General features: G+C 64.1%; 12 protein-coding genes. 5 read left to right on the top strand and 7 right to left on the bottom strand.

Annotated elements, in window-relative coordinates; all coding sequences use genetic code 11:
- Positions 1–18: 18 nt before the first annotated feature.
- The gene (locus IVA74_RS18990; RefSeq protein ID WP_247347115.1) at positions 19–1,275 is read right to left on the bottom strand and encodes an FAD-dependent oxidoreductase; all 1,257 of its coding nucleotides are present in this window, start codon (positions 1,273–1,275) and stop codon (positions 19–21) included.
- Between the two features lie 120 nt (positions 1,276–1,395).
- On the opposite strand from IVA74_RS18990, the gene IVA74_RS18995 reads away from it, so the two are divergent.
- Positions 1,396–1,677, top strand: coding sequence for a hypothetical protein (locus IVA74_RS18995; protein ID WP_247347117.1), 282 nt, complete (start codon positions 1,396–1,398; stop codon positions 1,675–1,677).
- 26 nt (positions 1,678–1,703) lie between these two features.
- Here the strand turns inward: IVA74_RS18995 and IVA74_RS19000 are convergent, their stop codons facing one another.
- Positions 1,704–3,227, bottom strand: coding sequence for a caspase family protein (locus tag IVA74_RS19000; protein WP_247347118.1), 1,524 nt, complete (start codon positions 3,225–3,227; stop codon positions 1,704–1,706).
- 210 nt (positions 3,228–3,437) lie between these two features.
- Here IVA74_RS19000 and IVA74_RS19005 point away from each other — a divergent pair, with 210 nt between their 5' ends.
- The 4 genes from IVA74_RS19005 to fabA all read left to right on the top strand — a co-directional run bounded on the left by IVA74_RS19005 (position 3,438) and on the right by fabA (position 8,114).
- The gene (locus tag IVA74_RS19005) at positions 3,438–4,403 is read left to right on the top strand and encodes a helix-turn-helix transcriptional regulator (protein WP_247347119.1); all 966 of its coding nucleotides are present in this window, start codon (positions 3,438–3,440) and stop codon (positions 4,401–4,403) included.
- 299 nt (positions 4,404–4,702) lie between these two features.
- Complete coding sequence (locus IVA74_RS19010; protein WP_247347120.1) at positions 4,703–6,253, top strand: DEAD/DEAH box helicase; 1,551 nt, start codon at positions 4,703–4,705, stop codon at positions 6,251–6,253.
- Between the two features lie 166 nt (positions 6,254–6,419).
- Positions 6,420–7,487 carry a GGDEF domain-containing protein gene (locus IVA74_RS19015; protein WP_247347123.1) on the top strand — a complete coding sequence of 356 codons (1,068 nt, stop codon included), beginning with the start codon at positions 6,420–6,422 and terminating at the stop codon, positions 7,485–7,487.
- Positions 7,488–7,583: 96 nt separating this feature from the next.
- On the top strand, positions 7,584–8,114 hold the full coding sequence (fabA, locus tag IVA74_RS19020; protein WP_247347125.1) for a bifunctional 3-hydroxydecanoyl-ACP dehydratase/trans-2-decenoyl-ACP isomerase: 531 nt from the start codon (positions 7,584–7,586) through the stop codon (positions 8,112–8,114).
- A 4-nt stretch (positions 8,115–8,118) separates the two neighbouring features.
- Here the strand turns inward: fabA and IVA74_RS19025 are convergent, their stop codons facing one another.
- The 5 genes from IVA74_RS19025 to sufD all read right to left on the bottom strand — a co-directional run bounded on the left by IVA74_RS19025 (position 8,119) and on the right by sufD (position 12,142).
- A complete protein-coding gene (locus IVA74_RS19025; protein WP_247347127.1) occupies positions 8,119–8,577 on the bottom strand; it encodes a TfoX/Sxy family protein in 459 nt (152 codons plus the stop codon).
- 163 nt (positions 8,578–8,740) lie between these two features.
- Positions 8,741–9,151, bottom strand: coding sequence for an iron-sulfur cluster assembly accessory protein (locus IVA74_RS19030; RefSeq protein WP_247347129.1), 411 nt, complete (start codon positions 9,149–9,151; stop codon positions 8,741–8,743).
- A gap of 74 nt (positions 9,152–9,225) precedes the next feature.
- On the bottom strand, positions 9,226–9,597 hold the full coding sequence (locus tag IVA74_RS19035) for an SUF system Fe-S cluster assembly protein (protein ID WP_106950866.1): 372 nt from the start codon (positions 9,595–9,597) through the stop codon (positions 9,226–9,228).
- The gene (locus IVA74_RS19040; protein ID WP_247347131.1) at positions 9,594–10,841 is read right to left on the bottom strand and encodes a cysteine desulfurase; all 1,248 of its coding nucleotides are present in this window, start codon (positions 10,839–10,841) and stop codon (positions 9,594–9,596) included. The genes IVA74_RS19035 and IVA74_RS19040 overlap by 4 nt, the downstream gene beginning before the upstream one ends.
- Positions 10,838–12,142, bottom strand: coding sequence for a Fe-S cluster assembly protein SufD (sufD, locus tag IVA74_RS19045; protein ID WP_247347135.1), 1,305 nt, complete (start codon positions 12,140–12,142; stop codon positions 10,838–10,840). Before sufD ends, IVA74_RS19040 begins: the two co-directional genes overlap by 4 nt.
- Positions 12,143–12,149: the final 7 nt, after the last annotated feature.

A 12,149-nucleotide genomic window follows, 5' to 3' on the forward strand; every position in this document is an offset into this window, starting at 1 on the left:
CCCTACCGGGTCCTTGCACTACGATGCCGGCGCCGCCTTCGACTGGACATGCTCGGGCCGGACGCCAAGCGCCAGCAGGCGCGCCGGAATGCCCTGGAGCCACGGCAGCGCGGTGATGAGGCGCACGATCAGCGGCACTTTCGGTGGCCGATCGCCGCCCTGCAGGGCGCCGCTGATGATGTTGTTCTGCACGATCATCTGCATTCGCTGCGTCATCTTCACCGGGAATTCGCGGCGACGGCGCACGGCATCGAGCTCCTCCTCCGACGGGCAGCCGTGCTGCATCTTGTCCGCCAGCAGGTTTGCGGTCGCGACTGCATCCTGCACGGCGAGATTGACGCCGACGCCGCCGACCGGCGACATCGCGTGCGCGGCATCGCCAATGAGAAGCAGGCCCGGTCGCGTCCAGCGCGTCAGGCGGTTGATCGCGACGGTGAGCAGCTTGAGATCGTCGAAGCTCTTGACGTCGGCAATGCCAGTTTTCAGGATCGGCGCCATGGAAACGACATCGTCGCGCAGCGCCTGCAATCCCCTCGCCTTCACCGCGTCGTATTGTCCCTTGGCGATGACATAGGCACATTGCCAGTAGTAGCCCCGGTCAAAGGTGATCATCATCTTGCCGCGCTCGACGCGCGCGAACAGGTTCTCGCTCTCGTCCGCCTTGCGGCCGACGCGGAACCACAGCACATCCATTGGCGCGCCGATCTCCTCGACCTCGAGACCGGCCCGCTCGCGCACGGTCGAATGCCGGCCGTCACAGGCAATCGTGAGATCGGCTTCGATGTCCACGATGCCGTCCGGCGTCTTCGCCCGCACGCCGGTGACCGTCTCGCCGCGGCGGATCAGGTCGACGGCTTCCGTGTTCATCATCACCTTCAGCGAGGCGAAGCGCTTGCCGGCCTCACGGAGGAAATTGAGAAAATCCCATTGCGGCATGAAGGCGATGAAGGGGTACTTGGTGCGGAGGCGGCTGAGATCGGCGATACGAACGGGCGTGCCGCCGAACAGGCCGTCCATCTTCTGCAAGCGCTGATGCGGCAACTTGAGGAAGCCGTCGATCAGGCCGAGTTCGTCCATCACCTGGAGCGTCGAGGGATGCACGGTGTCGCCGCGGAAGTCGCGGAAGAAATCCGCGTGCTTCTCCAGCACCACGACATCGATGCCGGCGCGCCCCAGGAGATAGCCGAGCATCATGCCGGCCGGGCCGCCGCCGACGATGCAACAGCGCACTTTTACAGTGGAACCTTGCGGAGCCTGTGACGCATCTGGTTTCACGACGGGTCCCTCGTTTCTGACTTAAGTTTTCTGTGCGATGCAGCAAACAAGATTCATTTGCCGCAATTGCGAATGGCCGTTAGCGTCGCCACACATTACGATTGATTTCAGGAAAGTGCAGTGCGGACTATCCTTATCGTGCTCGGCGTCTGGATCTTGATCAACGCGCTCGTCGTCGTGATCATGATTCCGCCGCGCAAGCCGCGGAAGTCGGGTCCGCGGCAGACGGGTGCGCTTGCGCCGGTGCCGATCGACCAGAACGGCTATCCGTTCGAGGAGCAGGAAAAGCCCCTGCGGCACGTCATCATCTCGATTGCGATGGGCGCGTTCTTCTCGCTGGCTCCGCCCTTGATCGAAGCTGTCGATTCCGTCAAGCGCTTCATCAGGAAGCGCCGCGGGTAGCGTAAGCGACGCCTCCGCCCGCGTCATCAATTGTTGCTGCGGTTAGCACTGCGGAAGCTCTTGATCTCCGACACGCTGCCGTCGCGATAGGTCAGCTCCACCGAGATGAACTGCGTTGCCGGCGCGAGCTTCATGTAAAGCGGCATGCCGGCGCTGATCGCGCTGGGATCGCGCATGTCGCAGCCCGGCATCTTCAACACCTGATTCGGAACGGCGGTGTCGATGCCGATGCGCACCTCGCGGATGGCGCAGCGGTAGGACACGAGGTGCGTGTAGTAGACCAGCAGCCCGTTGAACTCGCGGAATGACAGCCAGCTCGTCGCGGTCATGTCGAGGATCTTGCGCTGGTCCCGGATCAGCGCGGCCTCGGGATCGAACCTGATCGGGAACGGCCCCTGCATGTCGCCGGACTGGTCGACATAGCGGATCTCGATGGTGCCGGCCACAGCGTCCGGCGGCAATTCGATCGACGGGTTCGGCAGCCTCTTGCGCGTGCGCGGGTCGAGCGTATCGATGAAACCGGTTTCGCGGAAATCGCCGTTGCCGGCCATGCGCCAGGAAATGCCGAGGGTCGGATCGGCGAAGGAGAACACCACGCTCCAGCCGCCGTTGTGCCGCGAGAAGCTCGCGATCGGCGCGTTGGTGGTCTCCTCCTTCGGCACGCGCGGCACCGACACCGGCGGCAGCGCCGCGAGCTTCTGCGCCGGCGGATCGGCGGGGCGCGCCGCAGCGGCGGCCGTGTCGTTGGCGACGCCGCTAAGGAAGACGTCGTCGACCATCTGATCGAAATAGACCGGTACCTGCCTGTGCTTGACAGTATCGGCCATCTCGCTGACCAGACGGCGCGTCCGCTGCGCCACCTGCACCAGGTTCTCGCCGGGCTGGAGCAGCTCCTTGGCGAAGGTGCGCGTGAACACCGAATTAGGATTGGCGTCGTCGTTGGAGAGGCGGTCGAGCGCGGTCTGGCGCGGGCCTGCGGAGAATACCGAGAACACGCCTTCGGGCAGCTGCACCATCGGGGCAAGCCCGCCACCACCGGAGACGGCGCGGGTGCCCTTGCGCTCGAACGGGTTGTTGCGGCAGGCGTCGAACACCAGGATCGAGGTTCGCGCCTTCTTGTTCTGGAGGCGCTCGACGATGCGGTCGGCCAGGATGGATGCGTCACGCACCAGCTCTTCCTGCCCTTCCGTCGCCGCCGGCACGTCGGTCGGCAGCAGATAGTTCTGGCCGGCGATCTCGAAGCCGTGGCCGGCATAGAAGAAGAACGCGGTGTCGCCGGGCTCGATCGCCCGATCGAACGCGAGCAGCGTCTCGGAAAATTGCTGCCTGCTCTGGTTCTCGGCGACCATCACCGAGAAACCGAGTTGCTTCAGCGTGTCACCCATGGTGCGGGCGTCGTTGACCGCCTTGAGCAGCTTTGGAACGTTCCTGTAGTCGTTGTTGCCGACGACGAGCGCGACGCGCTTCTCGGCATAGGCGGGAAGCGCGAAACCGCTGAGGCCGGCCGCGAGACCAAGCAATGCCAGAATTCTGAAAAGCTGACGCGTCATCGAAAATCCTTCAAGAACGGCCCACGCCGGCTCCCTCGAACGACGGTTCATTGGAACCCCGCCGTTGATGTGATAGTCGGCCCAGCCATACCACCGGTTCAACAGCCCTGAGGACTCAGGTTCCGTGTTCTGGCTATAGTCGAATCCGCCGAAATCTGCTTTTTCTTAGGCAATTCTTGTGGGCAATTCCGCTGGAAGCGAGGGGCAGCCGTGTATCACTGGTGCACCGACGAGGTCGAGCCGCACGACCGCTTCGACTATTGGCGCGAAGTGCGCGCCAAGGGCCTGTTCGGCGTCACCGCCGAACTCGAGCGCGAACGCCGCGCGGACTTCTTCGGCGAATTCTCGCTGCGCCAGCTTGGCGGCGGCGGTCTCGTCGAACTGAAGGCCTCGCACTACACGGTCGAGCGCAGCACGTCCGACATCGCCCACGCGCCCGGTGACAGCATCTGCGTCTATCAGCAGCTCGGCAGCGGCGGCTGGTTCGGCGGCATGCGTGGCAGCGACTTCGCGATCGCCAATGGCAGCTTCGCCACCAGCTACACCGACCTGCCTTATCGCACTGCGCCGCTGGGCGCAGGAGGCTTCCACCTGCGGATCCTGAAGATCCCTCTGAGCGGCCTCGCCAGGCAGGACAAGCGCATGCGCGAGCTTGCGCCCCGGACGTTCGACGATCCCAGTCTTGCGCCCCTGCTCGGCGCTTGCTTCGCAGATCTCGGCGAGGCCGCCGCTGACGATGATAGCGCCGCCGATGCGGCTTCCCTCGTCCAGGCTTTGGCCCATCTGGCGCTGATCGAGCGCGGCATCGTGCGGCCCGGCAGCCGCCTCGGGCAGGCCGCGCTGCGGACAGCCCGGCTCTCGCAGGCACGGCGCCTGATCGCGCGCCACCTGCAGGACCCGGATCTGACGCCGATGATGGTTGCCGACCTGCTCGGCATCTCCGTACGTCACCTGCACATGCTGTTCGAAAGTGCGACGAAGAGTTTTTCGCAAACCGTGACGGATGAGCGCTTGAAACACAGCCGCCGTCTGATGCGCGAAGCCCCGGACCGGCGGATCGCCGACATCGCGGCCTCCTGCGGCTTCGACAGCCTGGCGACCTATTATCGCGTCTTCAACGCCGCTTACGGGATGGCCCCCGGCGACTTCCGCGCCCAAGGTCCGGAGGGGCGTTAGCCGACGTTTGGACGGCTCCGGCTGACCGCTGGATTGGGCGGAAAACCGCGGTCGCGCCCGCTATTTGGGCGAAAACCTCCGGTTTTTTAGGGCCTTCCCGCGGCTGCTCCATTGACTTTGGCTGATTCCCGCCTATGTTCCGGAGGACGCGGCTCGGTATCGAAGAGCGATTCCTGAGCCTGGCGCTTTGTTCGCGTGAGTCAGCACCCCCAGCTTCTTTGAGAGCGCGCCGTTTCGGGGTGGAACGCGACAGCCTTAATCACCCTCGATTCCGAACGGCGGTTTCGACCAGAGGCTCAATGTCCTTTTCAAATCTCGGACTATCCGAAAAAGTCCTCGCCGCAGTCGCGGCTACCGGTTACACCACCCCGACCCCCATTCAGGAACAGGCGATCCCTCACGTCCTTGCTCGCAAGGACGTGCTCGGCATCGCCCAGACCGGCACCGGCAAGACCGCGGCGTTCGTGCTGCCGATGCTCACCATCCTCGAAAAGGGTCGCGCCCGGGCGCGCATGCCGCGCACCCTGATCCTTGAGCCAACCCGCGAGCTCGCGGCGCAGGTGAAGGAAAACTTCGACCGCTACGGCGCAGGCCAGAAACTCAACGTCGCCCTGCTGATCGGCGGCGTTTCCTTCGGCGACCAGGATGCCAAGTTGACGCGCGGCGTCGACGTGCTGATCGCCACTCCCGGCCGCCTGCTCGACCATACCGAGCGCGGTGGCCTGCTGCTCACCGGCGTCGAGCTGCTCGTCATCGACGAAGCCGACCGCATGCTGGACATGGGCTTCATTCCCGACATCGAGCGCGTCTGCAAGCTCGTCCCGTTCACGCGGCAGACCCTGTTTTTCACCGCGACCATGCCGCCGGAGATTCGGCGAATCACCGAAGCCTTCCTGCACAATCCGCAGAAGGTGGAGGTGTCGAAGCCCGCCACCACCGCTGTCACCGTTACGCAGTGTCAGGTCCCGGCCGGGCGTGAGGTGCATGAGAAGCGCGAGCTGCTTCGCCGACTGCTGCGCGAGGCCAAGGATCTCCAGAACGCGATCATCTTCTGCAATCGCAAGCGCGAGGTCGCCGTCGTTCACAAATCGCTGCAAAAGCACGGCTTCAGCGTCGGCGCGCTGCACGGCGACATGGACCAGTCGGCCCGCACGGCGGCGCTCGAACAGTTCCGCAAGGGCGAGCTGCCCCTCCTGGTCGCATCCGACGTCGCCGCCCGCGGCCTCGACATTCCAGAGGTCAGCCACGTCTTCAATTTCGACGTCCCCCACCATCCCGACGACTATGTTCACCGCGTCGGCCGCACCGGCCGCGCAGGCCGGTCCGGCATGGCGATCTCGCTCGTCACGCCGCTTGACCAGAAGTCGATGGTGGCGATCGAGAAGCTGATCGGCCAGAGCATTCCACGCGCCGAAGGTGATTACGAAGTCCGCACCGATGCTTCCGACGCGGGCGAGCGTCCGCGCGAGCAGCGCGGCCGTGAACGTTCACGCGGCGGACGCGGCAAGCCGCAGCGCGGTCGTGATCGTGAGCGCAGCCACGAGCCGCGCGAACCGCGTGGCGAGGCACAGCCTTCAGCCGAAGCACGGGCCGCTCCCGAGGCAAGGCCCGCTTCCGAAGCAAGGCCCGCACGCGAGGCAAGGCCTCCGCGTGAAGCAAGACTTCCGCGTGAAGCCAAGCCATCGTCCGAGCCGCGTGACGGCGCGCGCCAGCAGGCCAATCCGTCGCATGTGCCGTCGATCGGCCGTCCCGAGCCGCGCCGCCAACGCGAGGCCGACAGCGAGCCGGGCGATCATTCGCATCTGCCGGCATTTCTGCTGCGGCCGGTTCGCTCCCCCGCCGGAGCCTGAAGCGCGATGCGCTCCAGATTTCGGTTGAGATAAAGCTGGCGCGCAATTTTTTGGATGCATTCGGGGACGTATATTTACGGGGCCTTCACGATCGTCCGTTAGCCTACGAACATAATTTAAGAATTTCTGCGGTCGACGGCGCGCCGATCGCTGTGGGGTATGTTTCGTGGTCAAGGTGCTCGACGAACACGAACGCACGATGGCGTTCGCCGAGGTAGCGCTCGGTCAAATCCGATCGCTGCGGCAGACGGCAATTCCCCGCAATTACGAGATCTGGTACGTCTACGCCACCGGCTACAACGCGCCGCTCAACAAGATCATCAACGAGACGCTGGCGCGGAGCGGCAAGCTGACCGAAGCCGATCTCGAGCAGATCTACGAGACCTACCTCTCCCACATCAAAACCACCGACCGCATCGACAAGGTCGGCGCGCGCGTCATCGGCGAGATCGACGACGTCATGAAGGTTCTCGGCGACGCACTCGGGATGTCCGGCTCCTATGACGCCAGCCTGTCGGGCGCGACCGAACAGCTGTCATCGGCCAAGAGCCGCGAGCAGATCAAGTCGATCGTCGAGACGCTGTTGCGTTCGACCAGTGAAATGCGCGAGACCAACAAGGCGCTGGAAGGCCGGCTGACCCTGTCGAAGAGCGAGATCAGCAACCTCCAGCAGAGCCTGGAGGCGATCCGTGCCGAGAGCCTGACCGACCCGCTGACGGGGCTCGGCAACCGCAAATATTTCGATCGCATGATCGACATGGCCGTGCAAGGCGCGCTCGTCTCCGGCGAGCCGCTGTCGCTGCTGCTGATCGACATCGATCATTTCAAGTCGTTCAACGATTCCTACGGACATCTCACCGGCGACCAGGTGCTGCGGCTCGTCGGCCTGTCCCTGAAACAGACCATCAAGGGCCAGGACATCACCGCGCGCTATGGCGGCGAGGAATTTGCGGTCGTGCTGCCCAACACTGCGCTGCGCCAGGCCCTCACCGTGGCCGATCACATCCGCCGAGCGGTGATGGCGAAGGAATTGAAGAAGAAGTCCACCGGCGAAATCCTCGGCCGCGTCACCATCTCCGTCGGCGTCTCCATGCTCAAGCAAGGCGACGACACCGAGGCGCTGATCGAACGGGCGGATGCCTGCCTCTATGCCGCCAAGCGCAACGGCCGCAACCGCGTGATCTGCGAAGCCGATCCGGAATTCGCGGTCGAGACGCACAACCGGGTGGCGTGACGCCGATGCTGCGCGCCGCCACCCGCGCTTGACATTCCGACCTGACCAACGACATTTTCCTCATCGCCTGACTGCGAGCACCGAGGACTTGTCGCCTTGCCCAACCCGCATGATTTTCACACACCGCAGCCGTCCTACAGGAAAGACGAACTGCTGAGATCGAGCGAAAGCGGCTATTTCGGCCCTGGCAACGCGCAATTGCCGGCACCGCCGATGCTGATGATGGATCGCATCACGGAGATCAGCGTGGACGGCGGCGGGTTTGGCAAAGGTCATATCGTCGGCGAACTCGACATCACGCCAGCCCATTGGTTCTTCGATTGCCACTTTCGCGGCGACGCCATGATGCCGGCTTCCCTGGGACTGGACGCAATGTGGCAGATGATCGGCTATTGGCTGGGATGGTCGGGCTCGGCGGGCAAGGGCCGCGCCATCGGCGTCGGCGAGGTGGAGTTCACGGGATCCATCACACCGGACACACGATGCGTGCGCTATGAGGTCACCATGCGCCAGGTGAGGCGCGGCAGGCTGGTTCTGGGATTTGCCGACGGTCGCGTGCTTGCCGACGGCGTCTGTGTCTTCACGGCCAAGGATATGAGGGTTGGCCTGACGAAGGCCGTGGATTGATCCCTCAAGCCGTTCGCTTGGCGCGCTTGCGAGCCGGGCTGTTCTTGCCCGCTTTCTTCGCCGCCTTCGCAGGCTTGGCGACCTTCTTCGCCAACTGGTTCACTGCCTTCTTGACCGGCTTCTTCGCCTTGGGCCGCTTCTTCTTCACCTTGGCGCGCTGGGCGGCGGCGAGCGCCGCCTTCGCCCATTGCGCAAGCTCCGCGGAATCATCGAACAGGCGGGCCGGCAGCTCCCAATAGGAGTTCACCAGCACGGTCTTGGCGCGGGTCGAATACTGGAACGGCTTTGAGCCTTCGGCCTCAAAGTCCGGGATGGTCATCTCGTCGGCGCGGAAAAAAAGGCCGGCGCGCAGGGCCAGTGCGAAGTTGATGCCGTCGGCGGAGATGCCGTAGCCGGAAAACATTTTTCGTATGGCGACGGGGCCGAAATCGGCGAACAGGTCGATCAGGAATTCGCGGTCCATGGCGGGCTCTCTCGTGCCCCGGACGCAGCGCAGCGTGAAACGGTGCGCTGCTGAGCCGGGGGCCCAGTCGTCTTGTACTGGTGACCATAGCGTGGGTCCCGGCTCTGCGCAGCAGCGCAAGCGCGCTGCAGCGCGTCCGGGACACGAGAGCAACGTGAGAAGACTACCCGTCGATCGTCGCCGGGCGCAGCTCGACCGACTCGCCGCAGCCGCAGGCGGAGATCTGGTTGGGGTTGTTGAAGACGAACTGGGCCTGCATCTTGTCGGCCTTGTAGTCCATCTCGGTGCCGAGCAGGAACAGCACGGCCTTGGGATCGACCAGGATCTTGACGCCCTTGTCCTCGACGACTTCGTCGGTTAGACGGACGTCATGGGCGTATTCGACCGTGTAGGACTGGCCGGCGCAGCCGCCGTTCTTGACGCCGACGCGCAGGCCCACGATCTCGGAATCGGCGCGCTGGGTCAGCTCGCTGATGCGCTGGGCGGCAGCGTCCGTCAGCCGCATCACCTGCGGGCGGGGCCGCCTCGGCTTTGGAGTGGATGCTGGTGTCGAGCCTGACGATATCTGTGTCATGTCAGTGATGTGGTCCGTTGCCAAGCGAATTCAATACCAAGGATCTAACAAGGATCTAAAGCCAAGGTTACGCGTCACCACATATTGAGCACGAGGCGGGCCTCGTCGCTCATGCGTTCCGGCGTCCAGGCCGGCTCCCAGATCACCTTGACGTCGACCACGCCGACGCCGGGGACGCTGGCGACCGCGTTCTCGACCATGGTCGGCAGCTCGCCCGCGGCCGGACAGTTCGGCGTCGTCAGCGTCATCTGGACGTCGACCGAGCGATCGTCCTTGATCTCGACCTTGTAGATCAGGCCGAGTTCGTAGATGTCGGCCGGGATTTCCGGATCGAACACGGTCTTGAGCCCGGCGATGATCTCGGTGGTCAAACGTTCGGTCTCCTCAGGCGGCAGTGCCGACCGGGTTTCCATCGGATTGGCTTTGATTTCGGCCGTGTCACTCATGCGAACAAATCCCGCGCCTTCAACAGCGCCTGTGCCAGATGATCGACTTCTTCCCGCGTATTATACATGCCGAACGACGCCCGGCATGTGGCCGTGACGTTGAACCGCTCTAAAAGCGGCATCACGCAATGGGTGCCGGCGCGCACCGCGATGCCCTGGCGGTCGATCACGGTGGCGACGTCATGGGCGTGCGCGCCCTTCATCTCGAAGGAGATCACCGGGCCCTTGTCGCGCGCGGTGCCGATCAGCCGCAGCGAGTTGATCTCGCGCAGCTTCTCCTGGGCGTAGGTGACGAGATCGTGCTCGTGCGCGGCGATGCGCTCCTTGCCGATTGAATTGACGTAGTCGATGGCGGTACCAAGTCCGACGGCCTCGACGATCGCGGGCGTGCCTGCCTCGAATTTGTGCGGGGGATCGCCATAGGTGACGACATCGCGCGAGACCTCGCGAATCATCTCGCCGCCGCCGTTAAACGGGCGCATCGCGACGAGGTGGTCGTACTTGGCCCAGAGCACGCCGATGCCGGTCGGACCATAGACCTTGTGGCCCGTGAAGACATAGAAGTCGCAGCCGATGTCCTGGACATCGACCGGCAGATGCACGGCGCCCTGGCTGCCGTCGACCAGCACGGGAATGCCGCGGGCGTGAGCGATCTTCACGACCTCCTTGACCGGGACGATGGTGCCGAGCGCGTTCGACATCTGCGTGATCGCGACCAGCTTGGTCTTCGCCGTCAAGAGCTTCTCGAACTCGTCGATGAGGAAATTGCCTTCGTCGTCGACCGGCGCCCATTTGATCACCGCGCCATGGCGTTCCCTGAGGAAATGCCAGGGCACGATGTTGGAGTGGTGCTCCATGATCGAGATGACGATCTCGTCGCCGGCTTTGATATTGGGCTCGCCCCAGGACGAGGCGACGAGGTTGATCGCCTCGGTCGCGTTGCGGGTGAAAATCACTTCCTCAGTCCGGGGCGCATTGATGAACTGCGCCACCTTGGTGCGGCCGCCCTCGTAGGCCTCGGTCGCGGCGTTGGCGAGGTAATGCAGGCCGCGATGCACGTTGGCGTATTCGGAGGTATAGGCCTGCGTCATGCGATCGAGGACGGCACTCGGCTTCTGCGCCGAGGCGGCGTTGTCGAGATAGACCAGCGGCTTGCCGTAGATCTGCATGGCCAGTGCCGGAAAATCCTGGCGCACGCGCGCAACGTCATAGGCACCGTTCTTGACTGCGGGATGCGTGCTCATTGGCGCCGCTCCAGCCAGCGCTCGGCAATGCCGATCACATGCTCGCGCAGATTATCATCGGCGATCTGCTCGATCGCCTCGCCGACGAAAGCCTGGATCAGCAGCGCCTGAGCCTGCTTCTCCGGCAGGCCGCGCGCCTTCAGATAGAACAAGAGATTGTCGTCAAGCGCGCCGGCGGTGGCGCCGTGACCGCAGGAGACGTCGTCAGCGAAGATTTCGAGCTCGGGCTTGTTGTCGGCTTCTGCCTCGTCCGAGAGCAGCAGCGCACGGATCATCATCTTGCCGTCGGTCTTCTGCGCATCGGGACGGACGATGATACGGCCCTGGAACACCGAGTGCGCACGGTCGTCGATCACGGCGCGAAAAACTTCGCGGCTGAAGCAGTTCGGCACGGCATGGTCGACGACCAGCGTGGTGTCGCCATGTTCGGTCTTCTGCAACAGGTTCACGCCGTTGACCGAGAGTTCGCTGCCCTCGCCCGCCAGCGTGATGAAGCCCTGGAGCCGGCTGACCGCAGCACCGGTGGTCATGTTGAAGAAATTGAGCTTTGTATTCGCGCCAACAGTGACGAATTGCGAGGTGATGTTCACCGCATCCGGTGAATCGTCCATCAGGCGGATATGCGCGAGGTCGGTGTTGTCGCCGACCGAGAGGATGACGGCATCGTTGACCTGGTAAGCCTTAGCGCCGGCCGCGACAAAGCTCTCGATGATGGTGGCACGAGCGCCCTTCCCGACCGCGACCTGCGAGCGGGTGAACGTCGATGCCGAAGCAGCAGTCGCGATGTGAATGATCTGGATCGGCGCGGACAGCTGCGCGCCGTCGGCGATATCAAGCACGACACCGTCGGTCGCCATCGCCGCGTTCAGCGCGATCACCGCATCGGTGGCCGCGGTGTTCAACAGACCGGAATCCTTCTCCAGCGTCTCCCGCAAGGTCTTGAAGTCCACCTCGGAGGCGAGCGCCTTGACGTCGGAGAGATCGGCAGCGAACACGCCGTCGACCAGCACCAGCTTGCGGGCGCCGGCGATCGCATGCGCTTTCACCGCGTCCGCGGCGCGCTTCAACGCAGCCGCATCGGGCGGAGCCGCAAGCGGAAGCACCTCGCCGACCAGCGCACGCAGATCGGTGTACTTCCATTCCTCGATCCGGCGGTGCGGCAGGCCGAGACGTTCATAGGTCTCGAACGCCTCGCGGCGCGCCGCGATCACAGAAGGCGAACCCGGCAGGCGGCCTTCGGCGCTGGCGAACAGATCGCTCACCGCACGGCCGTTTCCGGTCTTTGCCACAGCAACGTTCATCTCAAAC

It is taken from the genome of Bradyrhizobium sp. 132 (genome assembly GCF_023074185.1).
Taxonomy (GTDB): Bacteria; Pseudomonadota; Alphaproteobacteria; order Rhizobiales; family Xanthobacteraceae; genus Bradyrhizobium.